Origin of the sequence: Micromonospora arida (assembly GCF_042873195.1) — a bacterium.
In the GTDB taxonomy this organism is placed as follows: Bacteria; Actinomycetota; Actinomycetes; order Mycobacteriales; family Micromonosporaceae; genus Micromonospora; species Micromonospora arida.
Genome location: NZ_JBIALC010000014.1, coordinates 160127 through 185742, shown reverse-complemented (window position 1 = coordinate 185742; position 25616 = coordinate 160127). Strand labels below are relative to the sequence as shown.

Sequence of the window (25616 nt, the reverse complement as noted above, 5' to 3'; positions counted from 1 at the left end):
TCCCACTTCCACGAATTCGCCGGCAGCTTGTAACTGCCGAAGTACGCCCCGAACCCACCACTGGCATTGGCCAACGACGTGAACAACTCGATCGAACCATCCCGATAGCCATACAACATCGCCGCGTCGTCACGACCGTCACCGTTGAAGTCCCCCGACAACTGCACCACGTTCGGGTCCGCGACCGGAGTCGGCTCCGGCTCGGGCGTCGGGTCGGCCTCGATGTTGACCCGCCGGATTGGTTGGTAGCTGGTCAGATCGCTCCAGCTGTTGAATCCCCTGGCGTCCTTATTGGTGAGAGCGTAAGGGTTTTGCACCGTCTCACCGGAGTTGTTGAACGAGTAGACGTAAGCACCCTTGCGGTGATCGCTCTTGTCCCTCCAAAACGCGAAAAGCTCCATATGGCCAGTGCGAACCATGGCGTCGCCAGGCTGGAAGTCGTCCCAATTGCTGAACTTCGTCCACATGGGGTTACTGCCCTGAAAGGCTTCGGTGTTGTAATCCGTGGACAGATGCCAGGCCATCGAGACGAGGCCGGAGCAGTCCCGTCGGTAACTGTGAGCGCCTTCGGCGTCACTGACCTTCGCATACGTGTTGTACGTGATGCCACGATCGACCCAGTTCTGGGCGCGGTCCAGCATCTCGGTTCGGGTCATGGGTCCGTTGATCGACGATGCCTCGGCGGGCGAGACGGCGAGCAGGCCACTCGCACCGACGACCGCCACACTCAGCGCCACGCCGGCAACCAGCCGGGTCAGATGCCGCAATTGTGAGCGTGCTGCGAAGACTCGCATAGCAGATGTCCTCCTGATGAATAGTGTTTTTCGGACCGGTAGCGGCCCTGACGAGCGGCTGGCATCACCTCGGGGGGCACTGATGACCACCGATGGCGGGCTAGAGTCGCTGGGAACCTTGCAAGATCACGAGGGCTGCCGAGACCCGGCGGCTCTCTTCGCGTCATCCGATGAAAATCGATACTCGCGGCTCCTATGGGGGAGAGGACGACTGTCGTGGGCTGCACGGGCCACACCCGTTGGCGGCGCACCAGATCGCTTGTGGCAAGACCTTCGCAGCCGGACCGGTAGCGAAGCTGAACGAATCCTTGACAGCCACATCTGCCCTCTTCACGGGCGATGTGGACAATCCAGCGGGCGCGGGGGCGATGCCGTGGAACTTCGAATACTTGGCGAGTTACAGATCCAGGTGGCCGGCCGGCCGATCGAACTCGGCCCACTGAAGCAGCGCCTGGTGCTGGCGGCCCTGGCCGTCGACGTCGGTCGGGGCGTACCGGTCGAGGTGCTGATCGACCGGGTGTGGGATGGCTCGCCACCGGCGGACGCCCGAGGGGTGCTCTACACCTACATCACCCGGATCCGCCGGCTGCTCGCCGCGGCCGCGCTCGGGGAGGGCGTCCATCCGATCACGCTGGCCCGGCGACCGGGCGGATACCAGTTGGAAGCCGCGGATGACCGGGTGGATCTGCGGCAGCTGCGGACTCTCAGCGAGCAGGTCCAGCAACTCGACGCGGATGACCCGCGACGGGCGCAACTGCTCCGTCAGGCGGTCGAATTGTGGCGCGGCGACCCACTGGACGGTCTGCCCGGCGACTGGGCCGCCCGGGTCCGAGAACGGCTACGTCAGCAGGCGCTCGGCACGCTGTTGGAGTGGGCGGAGAGCGAGTTGCGCCAGGGCCGCCCCGGGCCGGTGGCCGATCGACTCAGCCAGGCGTTGGAACGCGACCCACTCACGGAACCCCTCGTGCTGCACCTGATGCGCGCGCTGCACCTCAGCGGGCGGCGCGCCGAGGCGCTGGACCAGTACGCCCGTACCCGCAGCCTGCTCGCCGACGAGTTGGGCGTCGACCCGGGCAGCGAGCTGCAACTCCTGCACCAACGCATCCTGCGCGACGAGTCGGTACGGCGGCCGGTGGCCGTGCTCGAACCGACGCCGCCGCCCGCCGTGACGCCGTCACAGCCGGTCGAGGCGACCGAGCCGGACGAGCAGGACCAACCGGACGACATACCGCACGCCGGGCGGGCGGGCCGTGGCTGCCAGCTACCGCCCCCGTTGCCGGACCACACCGGATGCGAGGCGGAGATCGAGCAGGCGCTGACCGCCCTGGCCCAGCCGCAGCAGACGCTCACCGCACGGCCACCGCTGATCTTGTCCGGGCCGGGCGGCGTCGGCAAGACCTCGCTCAGCGTCCGACTCGCCCACCTGCTGCGCGCCAGCTACCCGGACGGGCAGATCTTCGTGGAACTTGACGGCCGGCGCAGCGACCCGGTCAGCGTCCTCAATCAGGTCCTGCGCGCCCTGGGCGTGTCGAACGTCCAGCAACTGCGCAGCACCGAGGAGAAGCTGGGCGAGTACCGCTCGACCATCAGCGGACGACGGATCCTGATCGTCCTCGACGCGGCCGTCAGCGCCGAGGAGGTCCGTCCGCTGGTCCCGGGCGACTCGGGCTGCGCCCTGATCGCCACCAGTCGGGCCCGGCTGACCACTGTTCCCGGCGCGCACCATGTCGAGCTCACGATGTTCACCCCCGAGCAGTCACTGGCCCTGCTAGGACAGATCATCGGCGCGGACCGGATCGCTCGCGAGCCGGAGGCGGCCGAGACGCTGGTCGAGCTGTGCGCCGGCCTGCCGCTCGCCCTGCGCATCGTCGGCGCGCGGCTGACCGCCCGACCACACCAGCGGATAGCCCGTCTCGCCGACCGGCTGCGCAACGAGCGCTACCGGCTCGACGAGATGACCGCCGACGGTCTGGCGGTCCGGCTCAGCGTGGCGGTCAGCTACCACGGCCTGGACCCGGCCGCGCGGCGGGTCTTCCGCCTGCTCGGCTTCATGGGAGCGCCCACCTTCGCCGAGTGGCTGGGCGCGGCACTGCTGGGCGAGCCGGTGGACGTCACCGAGGAGCTTCTGGACCTGTTGGTCGACGCCCGGCTGATCGAGGTGGTCCCGGACCCGGTGCACCGCACGCTGCGCTACCGGATGCACGATCTGGTTCGGCTGTACGCGTACGAGCGTGCCGTCGAGGAGGACAGCACAGCCGAACTGCACACCGCCGTGGCCCGGGTGTTGACCGCGGCAACCGGGCTCAGCGAGCGCCTCGGCGAGCGGCTTCCGCACGCGGTGCCGCCGCTGTACCGGCAACCGCCGATGCCGGTCAGCCTCCAGTCCTGTGTGCTGGCAGCGGATCACCTGCGGCCGGGCTGGCTCGACGCCGAGGGCGCGTGCCTGGTCGCGGCGGTGGAGCGTGCGGCCGAACTCGACATGGACGCCGCCGCCTGCGCGTTGGCCGACGCGCTGGTCTTCGCCTCGTTCGCGGTCCGCAACGACTTCGTGAGCTGGGACCGTACCCACGCGGCGGCGATCGGCGTCGCCCGCCGCACCGGCAACCGGGTCGCGCAGGCCGTCATCGAGTGTGGCATCGGGCTGCTCCGCTACAAGGAGGACCGGTTCGCCGAGGCGGAGCGCTACTTTCCCGCCGCGGTCACGCTCTTCGACGAGGCCGGTCACCAGGCGGGGGCCGCTGCCGCGCGCAACGGTCTCGGCACGGTGCTGCGCGAGGTGGGACGGCACCACGAGGCGATCCCGCTGCTGGAGACGGCCGCCGAGACGCTGGCCCGGCTCGGCGACGAGAACGGCGCCGCGCACGCCCGCTACGGTCTGGGGCACTGTCACCGCGAGTTGGGTGACGACACGGCGGCCACCACGCGGCTCGGCGAGGCGATCAGCGGGTACCGCACGCTCGGCCACTGGCGTGGCGAGGCGATCGCCACGCGCGCCATCGGCCTGGTGCACCGGGCGCGCGGCGAGCTGGACGAGGCGGAGGCGTGGTGCACTCGCGCACATGCGCTGATCGTGGAGCATCAGGACGAGCACATCACCTGCTACACGTCGCAGGCGCTGGCCAAGATCTGGCTGCGCCAGGGGAAAATCGACCGGGCCCGGGGGCCTCTCGAACGCTCGTTGGCCACCTGCCGGCGGCTGCACGACCGGCTGGGCGTGGCCCTCGTTCAGCGCACCATCGGTGAGCTGCACCTCGCCGCCGGCCAGCTCGACGACGCGGCCCGCGTGCTGGAGCTGGCGTACGACGGATGGCAGGCGCTCGGGCACGACCTGGGCCGAGCGCGGACCCTGCGGGACATCGGGCTGGTCCGGGCGGCGGGCGGCGACCTGCCGGCGGCCCACACCGCCTGGACGGACGCCCTGGCCGTGTTCACCCGGCTGGGCACCCGGGAGGCCGCCGAGGCTCCGGGCTGGCACCGGGCGTGCGGCCCCGGCTGTGGCTTCGACTGTGCCGGATCGACCGCCGCCGGCTCCCTGGCCGTGTCGGCCGCCTGAGGGCCCTCCCCGCCTGCGGATTCAAGGTTTGGTTCAGCTTCGGCAGAGGCACGACTCCTACCGTCGTCGGCGGGTCCGGAAGGCGAATCCGGCCCGACCGACGAGGCAGGGAGTCAGCTGTGCGAACTCGAGGCAGTGACGTGGCATTGACGATGGCGATGGTCCTGACGTGTGCGGTGGCGGGCTGCTCCCAACCCGCGCCGCGCTCGGTCGGCGCGCCCGCCGCCAGTTCGCCCGGGTCCACCCCGTCCGCGGCGCCCCCGACCGGCGGACCGTCTCCCTCCATCGACGCCCCGCAGACCGCGAGCGCCGCGCCAGGCCGGGCCAACGGTGGTGGGTCCGCCGCCGGTGACGGGTCAGGTCCGGCCACCGCCGGCGCCGAGTCACCGGCGGTGGGTGGCGGCGCGCCGGATCGGCCAATCGACACCGACGCCAGCTGTACGCCCAGCACGCTGCTGGCGGCCAGCCAGGCGCTGTTGGACGGCGCACAGATCGCCCGGGTCGAGATCTTCGCCTGTCGGAATTCCTATGCGCGGCTGACCGCCGTACCGGCCGGGGCGCCGGACACTCTCCCGGAACCGCAGATCTTCCTCCAGCGGTCGGGAACGCAGTGGCAGCTCGCCGGGCGGGCGGCGGCGAACATCGACTGTGGGGACGGCGGCCTGACGCCGGACATCAGCACAGCATGCGGTGCACTCGCCCGCTGACGTCCGGCAGGTCCCGCCGCCCGCGTCGACGCACACACGCCGGATCAGAGCGCCTCGCTGTCGTCGGAGAGCGTCGGGCCGGCGGCGGCGGGCACCAGGTGTCGGACCTCCGGTTCCCCGTCGGTCAGCTCCCGGGCCCGTTGCTCGGCCGCGCGGTCCTCACCTGTCAACCGGCCGCCGTGCTGGCGCAGGTGCTCGTCCCAGGACGGCACCAGGTACACCTCGACGAACCGGTCCACCGTTTCGGCCGGGCGGAACAGCCCCCAGCGCATCGCGCCGGTCCGTTGCCGCGCGCCACGCACCAGGTCCATCGCCGCCAGGAACTGCTGGGTCCGCTCCGGTCGGACGGTGTACTGCACCGTCACCAGCACCGGCCCCACCCACGGGTCCGGTTCGTGGGCCAGATGCAGTTGCGGCCAGTAGGCCGCCGGTTCGCGGTCCACCGACCGCAGGTTCGGCAGCGGCCAGATCCGACTCGTCACGGTGCCGACCAGCATCAGTGCCGCCGCCACGAGGTAGGCGGACAACAGCCCGGCCATGTCGGCCAGCAGCCCCCAGATGAGCGCGCCGGCCGCCTGCCCACCGGCGAAGCAGACCTGGTAGACGGCCAGGCCCCGAGCCCGTACCCAGCTGGGCAGGAAGATCTGCATCTCGGCGTTGACGTTGGCCAGTACCGTCACCCAGGCCATCCCGGCGGGCAGCAGGGCGAGCAGCACCAACGGCACCGCCCGCACGGTGCCGACCACGGTCAGCGCCACGGTGAACAACGCTCCGGCGATGAGCAGAAGCTGGTTGGCCGACAGACGGTTGCGGATCACGGCCAGCAGCACACCACCCGCGATCGCACCGATTCCGAGGGCGGCCAACAGCACCCCGTACCCGCCGGAGCCCAGCCCCAGCCGGCGGCTGGCCACCAACGGCAGCAACGCCCACAGCGCGCTGGCCGGGACCACGAAGACCAACGCACGGCGCAACAGCCGGCGGACTGTCGGCGAGTGGCGTACGTAGCGGCTGCCGGCCCGCAGCGCGGCGGTGAACCGCTCGGGCACCTCGACCGCGCGGGCGTTGCCGGGCCGCCAGCGCCACAGCGCGTACGCGAAGATCCCGAAGGCGACCGCGTTGATGCCGAAGACCGGGGCGACGCCGGTACGGGCGATCAGCACGCCGGCCACCGCGGGTCCGACCGCCCTCGCCACGTTCACGCTTATCGACCCGAGCGCGGACGCCGACCGGAGTTGGTCCTGGGGCACCAGCTCCGGGATCACCGCCGCCCAGGCCGGCAGGGTCAGCGCCTGCCCGACACCGAACGCGAAGGTGAGGGTGAGCAGCAGCGCGGGCGGCATCCGGTCGGTCAGGGTGAGCAGCGTCAACGCGACCGCCACCGCCACCAGGAACAGCTGCACGGCGATCAGCAGGTGCCGGCGGTCGAAGCTGTCGGCCAGCACCCCGGCGGGCAACGCCAGCAGCAGCACCGGCAGCAGACTGGCGGTCTGCACCAACGCGACGAGGGTGGCGGCGTTGGAGTGGTTGATCAGCAGCCACTGCGCGCCGACGGTCTGCATCCAGGTGCCGATGTTGGCGGCGAGCAGGGCCAGCCACAGGTTGCGGTAGACCGCCGTCCGCAGCGGCGCCCAGGCCGAGGCCGGACGGTCGGCGGGTCCGGCTGCGGCAGTCACCACCGCCCGTCCGCGCGCAGCACGCGCTCACCGGAGACGTAGAGGTCGTCGGGTTCGAGCAGCAGCAACCGGACGACCTCGGTGGCGACCTGTTCGGGCATGGCGTACACCTCGTCCAGGAACTCGGCACCCACCCGTTCCTGTAGCCGCGTCGGCATCGGCCCGGGGTGCAGCTGCATCACCTTGACCCGGTTGCTGTGCTGGGCCTCGGCCAGCGAATCGACAAGGCTGTTGCCGTAGCTCTTGGTGGCCCGGTAGACGGGGATGCCGGGCCGGGGCGCCGCCAGCGCCAGCGCGCCGATGTAGACGACGTTGCCGTGGCCCTGCCGGTGCAGGTGCTGCACCGCCTCCCGCAGCAGGTACGTGATGCCCAGAACGTTGATCTCCACGGCCCGGCGGATGTGTTCCACCGACAGGTCTCCCAGGTCGCCGCCCGCCCACATGGAGGCGCAGGCCGCCACCCCGTCGATCGTGCCGTAGCGCTCGACCACTTCGGCAAGCCCGTCGCGGACCTGCTCGTAGGAGGAGATGTCGCAGACGGCGCCGTCGCAACCCAGCTCGTCGGTCGCGGCGGCGACCTCGGCCGGCACGTTGCCGAACACCACGACCTGATGCTCGTTGACGAGCAGTCGGGCCACCGCGAGGCCGAGACCGCTGGTCCCGCCGACCACCACGAAGGTTCTGGCACCCATGTCTCTCCAGCCGCCGGCACAGGTCACGCGGGCCGCGCGACGGCGCGTTCTTCCCGTTTCCGGGCCCCGTACACCCGTCCGCCGGTAGTGCTGGGCATACCCCGAAGAGTGGATCTGGACGGCTGGGGCACCCGGTCGCTCCCGATTAGCGTCTGCTGCATGACCACGGAACACCCTTCGCACCTGGCCGAGGCGCTACGCCGCCGCCGCTGGCTGATCTCCGCGTGGCCCTGGCGCGCGCTGGCCTACCTGGTGACCACCGTGCCGATCGCCGGTGTCCTCGGTGTCGGGCTGCTGGTCATCGGCGCTCCCCTGCTGGCCGCTGTCAACGGGCTCCGACAGCACGGCCGACCGCCGAGCATCGCGCTGATGCTGTTCCTGGCGACCGGCAGCCTCACCCTGTTGGCGTTGGCACCGCTCGTGAGCTTCCCGGTGGCCGTCGTCGAGCGGTGGCGGGTGGGGCTCGTCGACGGTCGTCCGCTGGCCTCGTCGCCGTGGCCGGGCCTGGTCGCCCGCTACCGCAGCGCCGCGACCTGGCGGGAGGTGGCGTACCTGTTCTGGCTGGGCGGGTTCACGCCGGTCGCGTACTGGGTGTTCCTGGTCCTGGTGCTGCTCGACCTCGGAATGATCTCCAGCCCCTGGCTGGCCGGCGACGCCAACCAGCCGGTGGTGATCTGGCAGCCGATCGACAGCGTCGGCGAAGCCATTCCGTACGCCATCGTGGGCGTGTTGCTGATCCCGGTGCTCTGGTACGCCATCGGTCTGCTCGCCGCCGTCCAGGCAGCCGTGGCCCGGTGGTTGCTGGCCCACCCGGTGGACGCGGCGGCGTTGCGCGAGGTCACCCGTTCCCGCACCCGACTGGTCGGCGCGTACGAGGCCGAACGCCGCCGCATCGAACGCGACCTGCACGACGGCGCACAGCCCCGACTCACCAGCCTCACCCTCCAGCTGGGGCTGGCCCGGCTGGACGTACCCGAGGACTCCCCGGCCTCCCGACCACTCGCCGTGGCGCACGACCAGGCCCGGGGTCTGATGGTGATGCTGCGGCAACTGGTGCACGGCATCCGCCCGCAGAGCCTCACCGACCTCGGGCTGGCCGGCGCCGTACGCGAGCTGGCCGACGCCGCCACCATCCCGGTCGCCGTGCACGCCGACCTGCACGACGAGCTGCCGGAGATCGTGGAGACCACCGCCTACTTCGTGGTCTCCGAGGCGCTGGGCAACGTGGCCCGGCACGCCCGGGCGACCCGCGCCGACGTACGCCTCACCCGGTCCGGCGGTGACCTCGTCGTCGAGGTGACCGACGACGGTCACGGCGGCGCCGACCCGGCCCGGGGCACCGGCCTGACCGGGCTCGCCGACCGGGTCGCCGCCGTGGACGGCCGGCTGCTGCTGTCCAGCCCGCCCGGCGGGCCTACAGTGGTCCGGGTGGAGCTGCCATGTCGTCGGTGACCCGGGTGGTGCTCGCCGAGGACGAGGTGCTGCTGCGGGAGGGTCTGGTCGCACTGCTGACCCGCTTCGACTTCACTGTGTGCGCGGCCGTCGGCTCCGCACCGGACCTGCTGGCTGCGGCCCGCGACCACCGACCGGACCTGGTGCTGACCGACATCCGGATGCCGCCGGGCCGCCGCGACGACGGGCTGCGCGCGGCCGTCACGCTGCGCACCGAGCGACCTGACCTCCCGGTCGTGGTGCTCAGCCAGTACGTGCAGACCGGGTACGCGGCGGCGCTACTGGACAGTGGCGACGGCCAACGCGTCGGCTACCTGCTCAAGGACCGGGTGGCCGAGGTCGCCGAGTTCGTCGACACGCTGCGCCGGGTCGCCGGGGGCGGCACCGCCATCGACCCGGACGTGGTCCGGCAACTTCTGCACCGCCCCCGCGACCCGCTCGCCGCACTGTCCGCCCGGGAACGCGAGGTGTTGGCACTGCTTGCCGAGGGGCGGTCCAACGCGTCGATCGCCGGCCGGTTGCACGTCAGCGAGGCGGCGGTCGGCAAGCACGTCGGCAACATCCTGCTGAAGCTCGACCTGCCCCCCAACGACGACACCAACCGTCGGGTGCTCGCGGTCCTCACCTACCTGCGCGCCGACCCGGTGAGCTGACGGGCCGAGATCGGGCCCGACCGCCCCCGGCGTAGATTCTTCTCAGCGGTACCGGGCCAGGTCAGGGCGCGGACCAGGGAGACGGGGGCACGGCATGGCGAAGGCGCTGCGGGTTGGTCTGCTGGGGTACGGGCTGGCGGGCAGGGTGTTCCACGCGCCGCTGATCGCCGCGACTCCCGGGCTGCGGCTCGACGCCATCGTGACCCGTGATCCGCAGCGACGCGAGCAGGCGCGACAGCACTTCCCGGACGCCCGCCTGGTCGACGACGCCGACGAGCTGTGGCGTACCCCGGACGCCCTGGACCTGGTCGTGGTGGCGACGCCGAACCGGCAGCACGTGCCGATGGCGCGCGCGGCGCTCGCCGCCGGCCTGCCGGTCGTCGTCGACAAGCCCCTCTCCCCGACTGCCGCGGAGGGCCGCGTGCTGATCGACGAGGCGACCGAGCGTGGGGTGCCGCTGACGGTCTTCCAGAACCGGCGCTGGGACGGCGACTTTCTGACCGTGCGCCGCCTGGTCGAGCAGGGCGAGTTGGGGCAGGTGCTGCGCTTCGAGTCCCGGTTCGAGCGGTTCCGTCCGACGATCAAGCCGGGCTGGCGGGAGCTCGCCGGTCCGGAGGAGGCCGGCGGCGCGCTCTTCGACCTCGGCGCCCACCTCGTCGACCAGGCGGTGCAGCTGTTCGGCCGGGTCGAGCGGGTCTACGCGGAGGTGGACCGTCGCCGCGCGGGCGCGGCCGTCGACGACGACGCCTTCGTGGCGTTGACCCACGCCAACGGGGTGCACTCGCACCTGTGGATGGGCACGGTGACCGCTCAACTCGGGCCGCGCCTGCGGGTGCTGGGCGACCGGGCCGGCTACACCAGCTACGGGCTGGACGTGCAGGAGGCGGCGCTGCACGACGGTGGCCGACCGGACCAGCCGGGCTGGGGCGAGGTCCCGTCGGACCGCTACGGCCTGCTCGGCGTCGACGGTGACCTGCGGCCGGTGCCGACCGAACCGGGCGCGTACCAGAGCTTCTACGCCCAGGTGGCGGCTGCGCTGCGCGACGGCGCGCCGATGCCGGTGGACCCCCGGGACTCCGTCCACACTGTCGAGTTGATCGAGCTGGCGCACCGGTCGGCGGCCGAGGGTGTGGTGCTGCCGGTGCCGACCGCCTGACCGGGGCGGACACCCGACCGGTCGGCACCTCCCGCCACCCGGGCTCCTGGCGCGTACGCGAAAACCAGTGGAGCGGCGCCGCCGTGCGCCGTTACCGTGCTGCGCAACCAGGTCGTCTAGGCAAGGACGTGCCGTTGTACACCCTGTGAGACCTCCCGAGAGCTGATTTGTCGCGCGTCGCGCCTGTGCGCCGCGCTCCTTTTTGCTGCGGACTTCTCACTGAAACCGGTGTACTTCTGTGCTCAAAAACTGGGCCGTCGTGCCCACCTGCCTGCCCATCATTCGCCGCCGTTGCCACGCGTGCCCGTCCCAACGCCTCCGGGCGAGCGGCAAGTTCCGTGTCAACGCCAACCACAAGCTCCTCGACGTCTGGCTGCTCGCGCTCTGCACCGCCTGCGGGGAGACGGCCAAGCTCACCGTCCTGGAACGGATGACAGTGCGCGCCATCCCACCCGAACTGCTGGACCGGCTCCATGCCAACGACCCGGGCCTGACCGCCGAACTGCTTCAGGATCCGGCCGTGCAGCACCAAAACCGATTCGCCCTGGACTGGACCGACGCCTGGCGTCTCGACACCGGCGGATCGGATCACCTGGACCTCGACGTGATCGACGTCGCGGTCCGCAACGCGGCACGGATCCCGGTCCGGCCGTCCCGACTGATCGCGGAGGGTTGCGGTGTGTCGCGGGGCGAGGTCGATCGTCTGATCGCGGAGGGGAAGATCGTTTCGGCGTTCCGGTTGAGCGGCAAGCTCTCCGGGGACTTCACCTTCACGCTGAAGCGCTGACCCTCTTCGCCGACTGCGGGCCTGTCCGGTTCGATCCGCCGGACAGGCCCGCAATCGGGCCACCCCTTTCGGGAGGACGCGGGACTGCGGAAGCAACTATCGAAGGCGGAGCATCAATCGGGGCTGTCTTCGGAGCAAGCCTCGTCCGGTGCACGGGCGTCGTCGTCGGTCAGCGCGTCGTCCGCCGAGGTGCCGAGGTTGGCGAGCCGACGCTCGGCCTCTCGGACCTCCTCGTCGATCCTGGGGTTCTCCTCGTCGGGACCCTGCGACATGGGCGACCTCCATCGGGCGCGACCGGCAGCCCTTCGGATACCCGACTTGAGGGCGGGGACACGGAGACCCTCCGCCATCTCTTGATCAAGTGATGACAAGTAGCTCAATCCGCTCCCCGGGACCTACTTGTCATCACTTGATCACTTGATGAGGAGTAGTGGCCCGCGGGCAGGCGGCTGCTTTGAGTGCCGAGAACACAACCGCTGCCCGCAATTGGACTGGGCGCTGGCGCTTCCGGCAGATGTTGCTTCCGTCATGCTGCAGAAGGGATGACCTGCGAGCTGACCTCAGCCGAGTTGGTGAGTGGTTACCGAGCGCCGGGCCGGTCGGCGGGCGCGCCGGGCTGGAGCCCGGGAGCGTTGCCGACCCGGCCCGGTGCCGGATCAGCGCTGCTTTAGCTCGCGCCAGGATGGGTGGGTGCCGCGCCAGGCGTCGGCGAGGATGGCCGCCGAGGCCCGGCTTGGGCACTGCTGCACCCGCTCACGACCCGACGCCCCACCGATCTGGGCGCGGACCTCCCAACCCTGCCCGTCAGTACGGATGTACACGTCCCGGCGCCCGCGCGGGGTCGTGTCTCCGTTCCACCAGTGCTCCTCCACCTTCATTCGCCGACCGTATAGCAATTCCCGCGCCGAGGGTACGGCGCAGGTATGCCCGGACCGGGGCAAGGGTGACAATCCAGACGCATTTCGGGCCAACCGTTGACGGTTCGCAACCATAACGGGCGGTTCTCCCGCTCCTGACTTGCGAATCAGGAACCCCGCCCCACTCTGCACCCTCCCCGCAACTCCCGCTCCCAACCTTTGCTGATCAAGAGGTTCGCGTCATGAATCGCGTTCCCGGTGACGCAAACCTCTTGATCAACACGAGGGGGACACGAGGAGGTTGGGGCGGGCTGGTCAGGTTTGGGTTGTCAGAAGGTAGTCGTCGGCTTCGGGGCTCCAGCGCAGGTCCAGCACGCCGGCGGTGGCGGCGGCCTTGCAGAACTGCAGGAAGCTGCGGTAGCCGAGCTTCTTCTCGCTGAAGTCGGGGCGGGCCCGGCGTACCTGGTTCTTCAACCCGGACAACGCCACCGGGTTCCCGCCGCTACCCAGGTCCGCCACGACGCCCCGGAGCAGGCCGAACGCCACCTCGCGGTCGCCGTGCTCGGGCAACGAGACCTCGGGATCACCCTTCGCCGGGCCCTCGCCCAGCTCGATCACGTTGCGCTCGGCGAGGTGGCGCAGCAGTTCGCCGAAGGTGCGGAAGCCGTAGTCGGACTCGCTGAAGGTGGGGTCCTTGCGCAGCAGGGTGCGCTTGAGCCGGGAGGCGGTGACGTCACCGTTGGCGCTGCCCTGCAACCCGGCGACCGACTGGGCGACGAGCACGGCGAGGGCGTCCACGTCCCGATCGGGCTCCGCGTCCTGCGGTCGACGGTCCTGCTCCTGCTCCTGCTCCGGCTCGGGTGGGCGTTGCTCCGCGCCGGCCTGCCGCGTGGTGGGACGAGCGCGCCGGCCGCGGGCCGGCGGGATGTCCACGCCCTCCAAGCGGTCGTAGTACAGGAACTCGTCGCACGCCGGGGGAAGCAGCCCCGAGGTGGACCCCTCGACCCCGACGCCGATGACCCGCTTGTTCAGCTCGCGCAGCTTGTGCACCAGCGGGGTGAAGTCGCTGTCACCACTACAGATCACGAAGGTGGAGATGTAGTCGCGCTCGAACGCCAACTCGATCGCGTCGACGGCCATCTTGATGTCCGCGGCGTTCTTACGGGACGCGCCCATCCGCTGCGGGATCTCGATCAGCTCGACGTGGGACCGGGTGAGCATCCGACGGTCCTCGTCGAAGTAGGACCAGTCGGCGTACGCCCGGCGGACCACCACCCGACCTCGTTCGGCCAGCGCATCGGCGATGGGCCGGAAGTCGAAGGCCGCGCCGCCGCGATGGTCGCGCGCGCCCAACGCGAGGTTCTCGTAGTCGAGGAAGAGGGCAATCCGGTCTTCTTGATCCACGCGGATCAGCCTACGCCGGGCGTGAGCTGGTCGGGGCGGACGACGCGCGACACCTCAACTCGACGACCGTCCATTTCTTGCGGCTTGATAGTCGTTTATTTTCGTTGTTCGATAGGTGTCTTGCAGTGCCCTGTCCGGTGCTGCATCATGACGATCAATGTCGGGCGTCGGGGGAACGCCGGGCGGACCTCCACCACCACCCATTCAGGAGGGTCACCGATGTTTCGCAGCCTCACGCCGGCGCGGGGACGCCCCGGCCGGCCCAGCGGCACCGCCGTCGCGCTCGCGGCCGGTCTCGCCGTGCTGGTCGCCGGGCCCACCGCGGCCGCCGCCAGTCCACCCGCGTCCGCCGGCGCGCAGCCGGTGGTCACCCGGGCCGCCCTCGATCCGGCGCTGGTCGCCGGACGCGGCGCGGACGTCGACTTTCTCGAGCAGGAAGCGGAGAGCGCCCGCACCAACGGCGAGATCATCGGGCCCGACCGGACCGCCTACACGTTGCCCGCGGAGGCTTCCGGCCGCCGGGCGGTCCGGCTCACCCCCGGGGAGTACGTGGAGTTCGTCCTGCCCAGCGCGGCGAACGGGATCACCGTGCGGTACAGCATCCCGGACGCGCCGCAGGGTGGTGGGATCACCGCGCCGCTGCGGGTCGCCGTCAACGGCAAGCACCTGCGCACCATGACACTCACGTCGCAGTACTCGTGGCTCTACAACCAGTACCCGTTCACCAACGACCCGCAGGCCGGTCTGTTGCACCCGGACTGGTGGATCACCGAATGCCAGTGCGTGCCGTCGGCCACCACGCCGTACCCGAGCATCACCAAGCCGTTCCGGCCCACCCACTTCTACGACGAGCAGCGGCTGCTGCTCGGACGTACCTACCGGGCCGGCGACACGGTCCGGCTCACCGCGCCGCCCGGCAGCGCCGCCGCCTGGACGGTCATCGACCTGCTCGACTCCGAGTTGGTCGCGCCGCCGCACGTCCGGCTGCTCGCCGCGAACGTGCTCGCGTTCGGCGCCGACCCCACCGGCCGGCGGGATTCCGCCGACGCGCTGGACCGGGCCATCGCCTTCGCTCGGCGCGCCCACCTCAAGGTGTACATCCCGCCGGGCACCTACCAGGTCAACCGGCACATCATCGTCGACGACGTGACCATCGAGGGCGCCGGAAACTGGTACACCACCATCAAGGGTCGCGAGGTCGCCCTGCCGACGCCCGCGCCGGACGGCTCGGTGCACACCGGAGTCGGGTTCTACGGGCGGGACGCCGCCGACGGCGGGAGCCGTGGCGTGCACCTCTCCGGCTTCGCCATCGAGGGCGACGTGCGGGAGCGCATCGACACCGACCAAGTCAACGCGATCGGTGGGGCGATGAGCGACTCCACCATCGACGGGCTCTACCTGCACCACACCAAGGCGGGCCTGTGGTTCGACGGCCCGATGCGCAACGTCCGGGTCACCAACAACATCATCGTCGACCAGATCGCCGACGCGCTCAACTTCCACACCGGCGTGACCGACTCCCTCGTGTCGCACAACTTCGTCCGCAACACCGGCGACGACGGCCTGGCGATGTGGTCGGAGAAGACGGCCAACGCACGGAACACGTTCGACCACAACACCATGCAGTCACCGACCCTGGCCAACGGCATCGCCATCTACGGCGGCACCGACACCACCGTCTCGCACAACCTGGTCGCCGACCCGGTACGCGAGGGCAGCGGCCTGCATGCCGGGGCCCGATTCGGCGCAGAGCCGTTCACCGGGCACCTGCGGTTCACCAACAACACGACCGCTCGCGCCGGCACGTACGAGCTGAACTGGAACATCGGGCTGGGCGCGATCTGGGTCTTCGCCCTGGATCGCAGCATCGAGGCACCCATCGAGGTGACCGGCGACGCGTACCTGGACAACACGTACAACGCGATCATGCTGGTCAGCGACTGGCCGGTGAAGGATCTCTACTCGATCTCCGATGCGCGCTTCCGGGACGTCCGGGTCGACGGCACCGGCACCTCGGTGGTCAGCGCCCGCGCGGCCGGGTCCGCCTCGTTCGCCAACGTGGACGCCCGCAACGTGGGCGCGGTCGGCGTCAACAACTGCGGATCGTTCCACTTCACCCCGGCCGGCTCGGAGTTCACACTGACCGACCTCGGCGGCAACGACGGCGGGTGGCTCGCGCCGTGGCTGCTGCCCAACACCATCACCTGCGACGACCGGCCGCCCGTGTCGCCGCCCCCGCCTCCGGCACAGTGGTGACAGCGGTGGGCGGCCCGAGCGATCGGGCCGCCCACCGCGCACAGATCAGCGCGTCCTGACGTACGCCAGCGGCACGGCCGTGGACCGACCGTCCCATCTGCCGCTCAGCGTGCCCCCGGCCGGCCCGTCGGCCCCGGCACCCGGCCGGCGCACGACGACCAGCTCGACGGTGTCGGTGTCGATGAGCGTCTGGTCCTCATCGACCACCCGTCGTACCGCGCCGACGGCCGGTGCCTGGGCGTCGGCCACGCCGTCGACGACGACCGTCATGGTCGGCTCACGCACCTCGCGCCGGCCGTCGACCTCGAAGTACTGCTCCGCCTGGCCGCTGCCGGTGAGGATCGCGTGGGCGAGCGCGGCCGCGTACACCGGGTCGACGCAGCCGTCGTACACCCAGCGCCGGCCGAGCACCGAATGCTCGGTGGTGCCGACCAGCCAGCCGTCCGCACCGTCGAGAGGCGCGGCGCGGTAGGTGAGCGGAACATGGTGGACCGGCCCGTCGGCGGCGCTGACCAGCATCGTCTCGATGCCGACCTCGCCGGCCGGGTCGTCGAAGCGGTAGGCGCCCCGGCTCACCACCCCGACGCCGGGCGGTCCGGCGAACCACTGTCGTGAGGGCAGCCAGGCCGTCAGCAGGTCCAGCTTCGTGGGGTGCAGGGTGGCCCTGTGCAGCAATGCCATGACGGCAGCCTAGTCAGAGGCCCGCGCAGGGTTGCCCGCCGATCGTGCAGCTCTCCGGCTCCCGGGCGTTCGGCCGGCTGTCGCGGACGTCGAAGCTGATCGTCTGGGATCCCCCGGCCGCCACCGCCGCTCCGGTGAAGGTGATCACCCGTCGGTCCTGTCGCCAGGTCGCGCCGTCGACGTCGTCGACGGTGGTGCCTTCGGCGAGGGTGACCACCACGGCCCAGTCCGCCACCGGTGCGCCGCCGGGGTTGCCGACCACGATCTCTCCGGTGTAGCCGAACAGTCGGTCGGATTCGGTCTCGTAGCGGGCCGTGACGGACGGCGCCGAAGGCGGAGGTGGGGCAGCCGACGTGGGCGCCAGCGAGGGCTTCGCCGACGGGGTCCGGCTCGGCCGGGTGGTCGCCGATGCGGTGGCCCGGGAGGGGCGCGCCGAGGGGGTCGCCGTGGAGACGACCGTCGCCCTGCCGGCCGTCGCGGTCGGCAACGCGGACGCCGTCGCGGTCGGTGCGGGCGCGGCGACCGGCTTCGAGTCGGGCGGCAACGTCACCCATGCCGCGGTCCCCGCCAGCAGGACGGCGCCGGCGACCACGGCGACGACGACCGTACGACGCCGACGGGGGTTGCGACCGGCCCTGCCACGTACGCCGATCAGCGGCAGTTCCGCGGTCATCCCACCGTCGGCCCGGCGCAGGTCGACCTGCTGGAAGGCGAGCCAGTCGAGAATGGCCGGCAGTCGTACCGTCAGCGCCTGCCGGAGTTGCTGCTCGCGTGGCTTCTGCTGCTCGACCGACCACCCGCCGTGCGTGGTGACCTCCCGCACCTCCAGCCGGCAGCCCTGAGTCGTGGCCGTGACGTCGCAGGTCACCTCGCTGAGCCGGCCGGCCTCGTCGCAGGCCAGCACGAGGAGGTCCGGCTCCTGCCGCTCGGTCACCTCGACCTCGACGTCGGCCTGGAAGCCGGGCAGGCCGGCGGTGTGCAGCAGCAGCCGGTCCGGTACGCCCTCGACCATCTCGGCCTCGGCGATCCACCGGCCGAGCAACTCCCGATCGGTCAGAGCGCGCCAGACCCGCTCAGCCGGGTGGGACAGCTCGACCTGCGCACCGATCTCGATCACGGCGAGACTCTAACGGGTTGCCCGCCTGGCCCTGTCCCGCCCGCCCGGCGCGGTTGCCGGCGTCCTGCTCAGCCCCAGCGGCTGGACCGCTCGACCACTGTGGCCAGCGCGGCCCGGGCGTCGGCGCTCACCTCGGCGACCACCTGCGCCGCCGGCACGTCCCGGGCCAGCGGGTGCGCCTGCCCGGCCCACAGGTTGGTCACCGATGCGTCCGCGTCGCGCCGGGCCGCGGCGAGCAGTGGACGCGTCAGGTGCAGCACCTGGGGGTAACCGCTCGGTGCCACCGCGTCGTGCTGGCGCAGGAAGTCGTTGGCCACGCCACGGGCCCGCTTACCGGTGTACGCCCGGGTCAACGCGGTCGGCGTGGCACTGGCAACCGCTGCCCGGTGCATCGGCGAACTGCCCGCCTCCGGGCAGCGCAGGAAGGCCGTGCCGAGTTGCGCGGCGGCAGCGCCGGCAGTCAGCACGGCGGCCACCGAGGGGCCGTCGACGAGGCCACCCGCGGCCACCAACGGCCGGTCACAGCGGGCGGCGGTCAGTCGGAGCAGCGGCAGCAACCCGTAGTCGTCGTCGTCCGGCAGGCCGCCGCGATGCCCACCGGCCTCGGTGCCCTGCACCACCACCGCGTCCACGCCAAGGTCGGCGGCGGCGGTCGCGGCGTCCGGGCGGGTGACGGTGGCCCACACCTCGGTGCCCCGCTCGCGCAGGGCGGTCACCGCCGCCCGGTCGGGCAGCCCGAAAACGAAGGACACGACCGGGACCGGGTCCGCGAGCAGCGCGGCCAACTTCTCCGGGTACGCGTCGTCGCCGCCCACCGGCTCGCCCAGGCTCACGCCGCGTTGCGCGGCCTGCGGGGCGAGCCGTTCGGCGTACGCCCGGACGGCGGCCTCGTCGACGCCGCCGGGGTCGGGCAGGAAGAGGTTCACACCGAACGGCCGGTCGGTACGCGCGCGGACCTCGGCGACGTCGGCGACCAGCCGGCCGGTGTCGATCATCCCGGCGGCGAGGAAGCCCAACCCACCCGCGGCGGACACGGCGGCCACCAGCGCGGGCGTGGACGGGCCACCAGCCATCGGGGCGGCGATGATCGGGTGGCGCAACGTGGACAGGACGGACATCCCCCCATCCTGCCGCAGGCCCGGCCCGCTCACCGGCGCGCGGTGTGCCTCCACCACAGCACGCCGGCCAACCCGAGCAGGATCAGCAGTGTTCCCGCGCCGAGGGCCAGCGGCCAGGTCCGCCCAGCCCCGCCGCCGATCTCCCCGGCAGCCGGACGGACCGCCGTGGGCGACACCGGGTCGACGGACTCCGTGGAGGGCGCAGCCGTGGCCGCGCTGGCGGTGGCCGGGTAGCGCAGGATCGTCGAGCGGGTGCCTGCTGGTTGACCGGCGGACTCGGAGACGGTGAGCAACGACCGACCGTCGCGACTGTAGGTGATCGACTCGCCCTGGGGCTCGTCCGGCAAGGGCGTGATCCGCGGGGTGCCGGTGGTCAACGCGCGGACCACGTCGCCGTCGGGCACGTCGTACTCGAAGGCGTCGGCGTAGCTGCGCAGCACCACCCGCCGTCCGTCCGGCGCGCTCGCCGCGCCGGTGATCACCCCGCGCCCCAGGAACGAGAACGGGTTGCTGGTCGTGGTCGAGGGCACTGTCACCTGGCCGAGTGCGGTCAGCGGCGTCGTCGCGTCCGACCGCAGCGCGGTGGCCGGCGCGTACAGGAAGACCGTGCCACTGCCGCCCTTGGTGACGATCAGCGGCCGACCGGACGCGTCGAGCAGCAGCGCCTCGGCGTCGTGCGGACGGTCCGGGTAGGTCATCCGGTGCAGCACCGGCTGCTTCGCCCCCGGCGCCAGCCGCCACACACCGACCGTCGGCCGGGAACGGTCGTTGTCACCGATGTCGGCGACCCAGACGGTGCCGTCCCGGCCGATGGCCAGGTCCTCGGTGTCGCGGGGCCGGGACGGGAAGGAGACGGTGCGCACCACCGCGCAGCGCTGGTCGAGGAAGAAGATCCGACGGCGGGCCTCGTCGTCGGCCCCGTCGTTGATCACCACGTACCCGTCGTCGGTGGCGACCATCCCGGAGATCTCGCGCAGCCGGTCGTCGCGCACCTGGCAGACCGGCGTCCCCGCCGCCGCGGCAGCGCCCGCCGCGGCAGCGCCCGCCGTGGCAGCGCCCGGCACCAGCACCACGGCCGGCGGTACCACGCCCGCGAGCAACGCGGTCACCACCGCCCCCGCACGAGCACGCCGCCCCCAGGTCAACCGTCCACGTCCCCGCATCGCCCACCCTCCTCGTCGCGGCCGTGACCGGCCACCCGCCCATCCTGGCCGATCCCGGCCACGGTCGGCGGTCATCCGGGGGACGCGCCGGGACCCCTGGTCGATGTACTGTCGCTCCGCCTGATCTTCACGCCGGAGGGTGGACATGTCCGTGAGCGACACCGCGCGGGCCACCCGGTTCGCACGGCGGCTGCTGCGCCGCCTCGGCCGCCCGGCCGGCGGCTCCGCCGTCGCATGGGTGCCGCTCGCCGCTGTCGTCTGCGGCCTCTTCACCGGCGCCCTGGCCAGCCGGGCCGCCTGGGAGACCTCCCGACCGCAACCCGACCGGGCCGAGGCCGCCGCCATCCTCACCGAGGTCTTTCCCGGCCACGACCTCGGCGAGATCGACACCCCGCCGGCGCTCTTCGTCGTCTACGGGCACGCGCTGCGCCTGTCGACGGTCAAGACCCTGGTGCTCGGTGACGGCGGCGAGTACCAGGAGAGCGCCACCGGCGCCGGCGCCCTCGGCGCGCCACCGGTGCCCGCCGAGCAGATCGTCTCGGTGGCCCGGGAGCGCCTGACCGGTGCCGGCTGGCGGGTGTACGAACAACAGGTGTCCGACCGCGTGAGCTGCGCGGACAAGATGTGCGCCACCCCGCGGGCGGTCACCGACACCGAGCTGACCGCCCGACGTGGCGACACCATCCTGAACGCGTCGATCTCCTCGCAGACAGCCGTCGACGCCAGCTACCTCTCGGTCGAGCTGCACCGCGCGCCGCCGACCCTGGTGGTCCCCGCCGGAGTGCTCGGCACGGTGCTGGGCGCGGTGGCCGGTTGGCTGGTCTTCGGCTGGGCCAGCCGACGCACCGAGGAACGCCGTAGCCGCGCCACGGTGAACGGCCTGATCGGTGTGGCCACGGTGCTGTGGTGGCTGCCGGTGTTGCTGGCCGCACCGCAGCTGCTGTACCACCACCTCGGCGAGGCCCATCCGGCCTGGCACCCGTACTGGGAGTGGCTGGGCCAGCCGGCCGCCTCGCTGCTCTTCCTGGTCGGCGCGGTGTGCGCGCTGCTGGCGCTGGCGCTGGCCGCCGGAACCCGCCGGAACACCACACCCGAGGCGACGGCCGACTGACCGCCGAGGGTTACCTGTCGGTGCTCAGACCGGTACGGTCCGAGATGTCCACTGTCGCGGCAGGCCCGGACGACGGCGCCCCCGCCGGGCCCGGCGCCCGGCACCGCCAGGCCGACCGGCCATGGAAGGGGCGCAGGGTGCGGATCAAAGTGGGGTTGTGTGTCGCGGCGCTGGTCGCGGCGGGACTGACGGTCGCCACACCGGCCGCCGCCACACCGGCCGCCGTCCCGGTGGCCGGCGCCACCGTGGTGCCGATCCAGGTCACCGGTGACCCGGCGACGCGGTTCAACCTGGTGCTGCTGGGCGACGGTTACACCGAGGCCGACCTACCCTCTTTCCGAGCACACGTGGACCGGCACCTCAACACCCTGTGGACGATCGAGCCGTTCAAGTCCTACCGCAGCTACTTCAACGTCTACGCCGTGGAGATCGTCTCGGCGGAGTCCGGGGTGGACTGCGACCCCGGCCTGTCCGCGCCGCGACGCGACACCGCGCTGGGCATGGGCTTCTGGGGTGGTTGCAACCCGGCGAGCGTGCAGCGTCTGCTCACGGTCGACGGCGCCGCCGCGAACGCGTACGCCGACCTGGCCGGCGGCACCAACCCCGGCAACCGCCAGTTGATCGCGCTGGCCAACAGCGGCACCTACGGTGGGGCCGGCGGCAGCAACGCCACCGCCTCCGGCGGCAACGCGCTCTCCGCGCTGATCAGTCCGCACGAGCTGGGGCACTCGCTCGGTGGCTTGCAGGACGAGTACGACTACTACGGCCGTGGGGTGCCGGGCGACACCTACAGCGGGCCGGAACCGGGCTCGGTGCATCACACCGTGCTGACCGAGCGGCAGATGCGCGACACCCGGGCCAAGTGGTGGCGCTGGCTGGGTGAGCCGAGCGAGGCGGGCGGAACGATCGGCCGCTACGAGGGCGGCCTGTACCTCCAGCGTGGGGTGTGGCGACCGAGCCGGCATTCGATGATGAAGTCGCTGGGCTTCTACTTCGACCAGGTCGGCCGGGAGCGCATGACCGAACGGATCGCCGCCCGGGTCGGCATCGTTCAGGGCGGCACGGCCACCGATCAGGCGGTCGGTGTGGACCGGCTGCTCTGGGTGGACACCCTGCACCCGGTGAGCCACGCGCTGACAGTGACATGGTCGGTGGACGGCAGAGCGGTGCCTCGTACCGGCAATGCCCGCCACCTGGACCTGCGGAAACTACGGCTCTCTCCCGGCCGGCACACGGTGACCGCCACGGTGACCGACCCGACGGAGTTCGTCCGCGACCCTGCGGTCCGCAGCTCACCGGCGCTGACCCAGACCCGCGCCTGGACCGTGGACACCGCGGTGCGTACCCCGGTGGTGGAGTCGCCGTTGGCGATCACCGCGTCCACCGCGACCGACCGGCCGGTCGGCGCGCACGACGTGGTGTACGTGCGGACCAACCAGCCCACCGATCGGGCGCCACGCGTGCGCTGGACACTCGACGGCAGGCCGGTGGCCGACACCGGCACCGACCGCGACGTGGACCTGGGCGCGCTGCGCCTGTCGCGGGGTACCCACCGGCTGACCGCCCGGGTAGACGAGCCGGGCACCGGGAGGACGGTGACCCGCACCTGGACGGTCGACGCGACGCGGCCCGACGTGGCGTACGCCCTCTCCGAGCCGTTGCTCACCGTCACCCGGCCCGGCCGACCCACCGAGTACGTGTACAACGGCCCGTTCACCATGGGGTTGACCGGCACCGACGACGGCACCGGCCAGGTCACCTCGGAGTTCCGGCTCGACGGCGACGGGTGGCACAACTACTACGGCTGGCCCACCGATGCCCGATCGCCGTTCCTGTTCACCGCCACCGGCACCGACGTGGACGGCCTGGTCTACGGCAACCTCGGCTCGGGCGGCCTGTCCGTGTCCCCGTTCGCTGAGCGGTCTCCCGGGTACGGCCGGCACCGCGTCGAGTACCGAGGCATCGACGCCGTCGGCAACATCGGGCCGGCCCGGGCGTTCGTGGCCACCCTGATCCCGCCACCACCGGCCTGCACCACAGTGGTCACCGGCCGACACGCCGGCCCGCTGACCGTCACCGGCGGTGTCACCTGCCTGCGCGCGGCAACCGTGACCGGCCCGATCACCGTCGCGCCCGGCGCCGCCCTGGTCGCCCAGGGCTCCTCGATCGCCGGGAATCTGACGGCGTCCCGTGCCACGGCCGTCGAGGTGCTGAACACCGAGGTACGCGGCGCGGTGGCGCTGACCGGCACCACCGACCACGTCACGATGGTGGGGGCCCGGGTGGCCGGGCCGTTGGCGCTGACCGGCACCGCATCGGCGCCCATCCTCGCCGGCGGCCAGGTGGGCGCGTTGGCCTGCTCGGGCGGCCCGAGCCCGGTCGACCTGAGGGCACCCACCACGGTACGAAAGCCGACCGCAGGCCACTGCCGCCGGGCGTGACGCCAGACCCTCCCAAGATCCGCGCAACTACCGGGGAGGGGCTGCTTCCGCCGCCTGCGGAGGCAGCGCCTTCCCTGAAACTGCCCAGATCTTGACCAGCGTGGCGGCGTGAGTGCGGCGCTGACGGGTAGGCAGCGGCCCGGCGGCATGTCGACACCCGCCGGGTGGGAGGCTCCGATGAGCACGTACCGGGACGAACAGGGCGGCACGTTCCCCCCGCCGGAGGCGGATGCCCTGGAACAACGGCAGGACGCGTTCGACGTCGGGCCGCCGGACCGGGTGTCGGGTGATGTCGACCCGGAGGCCGCCGAGGCCGACCTGGCCGAGCAGGGCGCCTTCCCGGCGGGCACGCTCGAAGAGGTGACGTCGCTGCCAGCCGACGCCAACCCGGCGGACGCCCTCGAACAGCGCCAGGAGATCCCGACCCGCGACGAGGGGCGGCGCACCTGACCACGACCGCTCCCACCGGCCCATCCGCCCACAGGGATGGCCGCCCACACGGGGTCCGGCCCGACATGGTCTTCAACGCGTTATGCCTGTGAGTCATGAGAATGACTCACAGGCATAACGCTCGTGGGGATGTCCGGGCCCAGGCAGCCAGCCCCGCTCACGCCAGCGCCGACCGGCTCAGCCGGCGACGCCGACCAGCCGGCTCAGCCGGCGACGACCTGCCAGAGGAGGAACGCGTTGAGCGCGACCACCAGCACGGCCACCAGGGACGCGGCGGCGGTGGTGAGCGGGTGGTTGACCAGGTTGCCCATCAGGTCGCGGCGGCGGGTGAAGGCGACCACCGGGATCAGCGCGAACGGGATGCCGAAGCTGAGGATGACCTGGGACAGCACGAGCGCCCGGGTCGGGTCGAGGCCGATGGCGAGCACGGCCAGCGCGGGCAGCAGGGTGACCAACCGACGCAGCAGCAGCGGCACCCGCCGACGCAGGAAGCCCTGCATGATCACCTCTCCGGCGTAGGTGCCGACGCTCGTGGAGGCGAGCCCGGAGACCAGCAGGGCGACGGCGAACCCAAACGCGGCGGCGGTCCCGATGGTCTGGCCGAGCCCGGCGTGCACCCCCTCCAGGCTGTCCGCACCACCCGGGCCGCCGCCCCGGAAGCTGGCCGCGGCGATCAGCAGCATGGCGAGGTTGACCGCGCCGGCCGCGCTCAGGGCGAGCAGCACGTCGGTGCGCTGGCCCCGGAACAGGATCCGACGCTCGGTGTCGTCGGCGGCGGGAATGCGGTCGCGGGTGAGCGCGGAGTGCACGTAGATGACGTGCGGCATGACTGTCGCGCCGAGGATGCCGGCGGCCAACAGCACGCTGTCCGTGCCCTGTAGGCGCGGCACCAGACCGGCCATGGCCGAGGCAGGGTCGGAGCCGGAGGCGAGCAGGTTGGCGGCGAAGGCCAGGACGATCACCCCGAGCAGGACGGCGATGACAACTTCGAAGGCTCGGTAGCCGCGCGAGCGCAGGGCGAGCACGGCGAACGCGGCCGTGCCGATGATGATCCCGCCGGGCAGCAGGGGGATGCCGAAGAGCAGGTACAGGGCGACCGCGCCACCGATCACCTCGGCCAGGTCGGTGGCCATGGCGACCAACTCGGCCTGCACCCACATCACCCGGTTCACCGGCCGGGGTAGGCGTTCCCGACACAACTCGGGCAGGCTGCGCCCGGTGGCCAGACCCAGCTTCGCGGTGAGCGTCTGCACCAGCATCGCCATCAGGTTGGCCACCACCACGACCCAGACCAGCAGGTAGCCGTAGCGGGCGCCGGCAGCGGAGTTGGTGGCGAAGTTGCCGGGGTCGACGTACGCGACGGCGGCGACGAACGCCGGGCCGAGCAGGATCAACCGCCCGCGTACGCGGCCCCGGGCGCGAGCGGCCTGTAGTGGAGTCGCCCTCGACGTCGTCAGTTCGTTGGTGACCACCCGACACCTCCCCGTCCACACGGATCGCTGCCGGCTCCTTCCCCGCGGGCTGACCCTTGGGTGCCAACCGGTGGCC

At 71.9% G+C, this 25616-nt stretch carries 20 protein-coding genes and 1 pseudogene; 10 read left to right on the top strand and 11 right to left on the bottom strand.

Annotated features, from left to right (window positions below):
• Window positions 1–794, bottom strand: a pseudogene (locus ACFYP0_RS29625) (hypothetical protein); the annotation flags it as partial.
• Window positions 795–1167: 373 nt separating this feature from the next.
• Between ACFYP0_RS29625 and ACFYP0_RS29620 the strand changes: the two are divergent.
• Both ACFYP0_RS29620 and ACFYP0_RS29615 read left to right on the top strand, forming a co-directional pair.
• The gene (locus tag ACFYP0_RS29620) at window positions 1168–4347 is read left to right on the top strand and encodes an AfsR/SARP family transcriptional regulator (RefSeq protein ID WP_356980658.1); all 3180 of its coding nucleotides are present in this window, start codon (window positions 1168–1170) and stop codon (window positions 4345–4347) included.
• Window positions 4348–4466: 119 nt separating this feature from the next.
• Complete coding sequence (locus ACFYP0_RS29615) at window positions 4467–5054, top strand: hypothetical protein (protein ID WP_355498925.1); 588 nt, start codon at window positions 4467–4469, stop codon at window positions 5052–5054.
• Between the two features lie 44 nt (window positions 5055–5098).
• Here the strand turns inward: ACFYP0_RS29615 and ACFYP0_RS29610 are convergent, their stop codons facing one another.
• Together ACFYP0_RS29610 and ACFYP0_RS29605 are read right to left on the bottom strand one after the other, a co-directional pair.
• Entirely contained in the window at window positions 5099–6733 is a 1635-nt protein-coding gene (locus ACFYP0_RS29610; RefSeq protein WP_355498923.1) for an MFS transporter, read from the bottom strand.
• On the bottom strand, window positions 6727–7422 hold the full coding sequence (locus ACFYP0_RS29605; RefSeq protein ID WP_124856245.1) for an SDR family NAD(P)-dependent oxidoreductase: 696 nt from the start codon (window positions 7420–7422) through the stop codon (window positions 6727–6729). The genes ACFYP0_RS29610 and ACFYP0_RS29605 overlap by 7 nt, the downstream gene beginning before the upstream one ends.
• Before the next feature lie 159 nt (window positions 7423–7581).
• Here ACFYP0_RS29605 and ACFYP0_RS29600 point away from each other — a divergent pair, with 159 nt between their 5' ends.
• The 4 genes from ACFYP0_RS29600 (at window position 7582) to ACFYP0_RS29585 (ending at window position 11470) form a co-directional block, all read left to right on the top strand.
• On the top strand, window positions 7582–8874 hold the full coding sequence (locus ACFYP0_RS29600) for a sensor histidine kinase (RefSeq protein WP_355498920.1): 1293 nt from the start codon (window positions 7582–7584) through the stop codon (window positions 8872–8874).
• Window positions 8862–9527: a response regulator transcription factor gene (locus ACFYP0_RS29595; protein ID WP_355498917.1), complete on the top strand. Its 666-nt coding sequence runs from the start codon at window positions 8862–8864 to the stop codon at window positions 9525–9527. Before ACFYP0_RS29600 ends, ACFYP0_RS29595 begins: the two co-directional genes overlap by 13 nt.
• Window positions 9528–9621: 94 nt before the next feature.
• A complete protein-coding gene (locus ACFYP0_RS29590; protein ID WP_355498914.1) occupies window positions 9622–10683 on the top strand; it encodes a Gfo/Idh/MocA family oxidoreductase in 1062 nt (353 codons plus the stop codon).
• A 238-nt stretch (window positions 10684–10921) separates the two neighbouring features.
• Window positions 10922–11470 (top strand): DUF1062 domain-containing protein, encoded by a 549-nt coding sequence (locus ACFYP0_RS29585; protein ID WP_355498911.1) that lies wholly within the window; start codon window positions 10922–10924, stop codon window positions 11468–11470.
• A gap of 113 nt (window positions 11471–11583) precedes the next feature.
• Here ACFYP0_RS29585 and ACFYP0_RS29580 read toward each other — a convergent pair whose 3' ends face one another.
• The 3 genes from ACFYP0_RS29580 to ACFYP0_RS29570 all read right to left on the bottom strand — a co-directional run bounded on the left by ACFYP0_RS29580 (window position 11584) and on the right by ACFYP0_RS29570 (window position 13731).
• Window positions 11584–11742: a hypothetical protein gene (locus ACFYP0_RS29580; RefSeq protein WP_355498908.1), complete on the bottom strand. Its 159-nt coding sequence runs from the start codon at window positions 11740–11742 to the stop codon at window positions 11584–11586.
• 384 nt (window positions 11743–12126) lie between these two features.
• Window positions 12127–12348, bottom strand: a complete 222-nt coding sequence (locus tag ACFYP0_RS29575; RefSeq protein WP_030335934.1) for a hypothetical protein — start codon at window positions 12346–12348, stop codon at window positions 12127–12129.
• Between the two features lie 294 nt (window positions 12349–12642).
• On the bottom strand, window positions 12643–13731 hold the full coding sequence (locus ACFYP0_RS29570) for a PIN domain-containing protein (protein WP_355498905.1): 1089 nt from the start codon (window positions 13729–13731) through the stop codon (window positions 12643–12645).
• 219 nt (window positions 13732–13950) lie between these two features.
• Here ACFYP0_RS29570 and ACFYP0_RS29565 point away from each other — a divergent pair, with 219 nt between their 5' ends.
• Window positions 13951–15987, top strand: a complete 2037-nt coding sequence (locus ACFYP0_RS29565; protein ID WP_386998301.1) for a glycosyl hydrolase family 28-related protein — start codon at window positions 13951–13953, stop codon at window positions 15985–15987.
• Between the two features lie 45 nt (window positions 15988–16032).
• Here the strand turns inward: ACFYP0_RS29565 and ACFYP0_RS29560 are convergent, their stop codons facing one another.
• The 4 genes from ACFYP0_RS29560 to ACFYP0_RS29545 form a co-directional block, all read right to left on the bottom strand.
• Complete coding sequence (locus ACFYP0_RS29560) at window positions 16033–16668, bottom strand: CG0192-related protein (protein ID WP_386998300.1); 636 nt, start codon at window positions 16666–16668, stop codon at window positions 16033–16035.
• A gap of 13 nt (window positions 16669–16681) precedes the next feature.
• Window positions 16682–17785, bottom strand: coding sequence for an SRPBCC domain-containing protein (locus tag ACFYP0_RS29555; protein ID WP_386998299.1), 1104 nt, complete (start codon window positions 17783–17785; stop codon window positions 16682–16684).
• 68 nt (window positions 17786–17853) lie between these two features.
• On the bottom strand, window positions 17854–18903 hold the full coding sequence (locus tag ACFYP0_RS29550; RefSeq protein WP_386998298.1) for an NAD(P)H-dependent flavin oxidoreductase: 1050 nt from the start codon (window positions 18901–18903) through the stop codon (window positions 17854–17856).
• A 29-nt stretch (window positions 18904–18932) separates the two neighbouring features.
• Window positions 18933–20066, bottom strand: a complete 1134-nt coding sequence (locus tag ACFYP0_RS29545; protein ID WP_355498894.1) for a hypothetical protein — start codon at window positions 20064–20066, stop codon at window positions 18933–18935.
• A gap of 151 nt (window positions 20067–20217) precedes the next feature.
• Between ACFYP0_RS29545 and ACFYP0_RS29540 the strand changes: the two genes are divergently transcribed.
• The 3 genes from ACFYP0_RS29540 (at window position 20218) to ACFYP0_RS29530 (ending at window position 24068) form a co-directional block, all read left to right on the top strand.
• Window positions 20218–21177 (top strand): hypothetical protein, encoded by a 960-nt coding sequence (locus ACFYP0_RS29540; RefSeq protein WP_355498891.1) that lies wholly within the window; start codon window positions 20218–20220, stop codon window positions 21175–21177.
• A 137-nt stretch (window positions 21178–21314) separates the two neighbouring features.
• Window positions 21315–23618, top strand: a complete 2304-nt coding sequence (locus tag ACFYP0_RS29535) for a M64 family metallopeptidase (RefSeq protein ID WP_355498888.1) — start codon at window positions 21315–21317, stop codon at window positions 23616–23618.
• 177 nt (window positions 23619–23795) lie between these two features.
• Window positions 23796–24068 carry a hypothetical protein gene (locus ACFYP0_RS29530; protein ID WP_112698206.1) on the top strand — a complete coding sequence of 91 codons (273 nt, stop codon included), beginning with the start codon at window positions 23796–23798 and terminating at the stop codon, window positions 24066–24068.
• A gap of 203 nt (window positions 24069–24271) precedes the next feature.
• Here ACFYP0_RS29530 and ACFYP0_RS29525 read toward each other — a convergent pair whose 3' ends face one another.
• Window positions 24272–25540, bottom strand: coding sequence for an Nramp family divalent metal transporter (locus tag ACFYP0_RS29525; protein WP_112624877.1), 1269 nt, complete (start codon window positions 25538–25540; stop codon window positions 24272–24274).
• Window positions 25541–25616 lie beyond the last annotated feature (76 nt).

Excerpts from the sequence above, each read along its gene's own strand:
- ACFYP0_RS29530 (WP_112698206.1), top strand. The coding sequence starts at position 23,796 with ATGAGCACGTACCGGGACGAACAGGGCGGCACGTTCCCCCCGCCGGAG.
- ACFYP0_RS29560 (WP_386998300.1), bottom strand. The coding sequence starts at position 16,668 with ATGGCATTGCTGCACAGGGCCACCCTGCACCCCACGAAGCTGGACCTG.
- ACFYP0_RS29565 (WP_386998301.1), top strand. The coding sequence starts at position 13,951 with ATGTTTCGCAGCCTCACGCCGGCGCGGGGACGCCCCGGCCGGCCCAGC.
- ACFYP0_RS29580 (WP_355498908.1), bottom strand. The coding sequence starts at position 11,742 with ATGTCGCAGGGTCCCGACGAGGAGAACCCCAGGATCGACGAGGAGGTC.
- ACFYP0_RS29545 (WP_355498894.1), bottom strand. The coding sequence starts at position 20,066 with ATGCGGGGACGTGGACGGTTGACCTGGGGGCGGCGTGCTCGTGCGGGG.
- ACFYP0_RS29600 (WP_355498920.1), top strand. The coding sequence starts at position 7,582 with ATGACCACGGAACACCCTTCGCACCTGGCCGAGGCGCTACGCCGCCGC.
- ACFYP0_RS29595 (WP_355498917.1), top strand. The coding sequence starts at position 8,862 with ATGTCGTCGGTGACCCGGGTGGTGCTCGCCGAGGACGAGGTGCTGCTG.
- ACFYP0_RS29605 (WP_124856245.1), bottom strand. The coding sequence starts at position 7,422 with ATGGGTGCCAGAACCTTCGTGGTGGTCGGCGGGACCAGCGGTCTCGGC.
- ACFYP0_RS29575 (WP_030335934.1), bottom strand. The coding sequence starts at position 12,348 with ATGAAGGTGGAGGAGCACTGGTGGAACGGAGACACGACCCCGCGCGGG.
- ACFYP0_RS29590 (WP_355498914.1), top strand. The coding sequence starts at position 9,622 with ATGGCGAAGGCGCTGCGGGTTGGTCTGCTGGGGTACGGGCTGGCGGGC.
- ACFYP0_RS29550 (WP_386998298.1), bottom strand. The coding sequence starts at position 18,903 with ATGTCCGTCCTGTCCACGTTGCGCCACCCGATCATCGCCGCCCCGATG.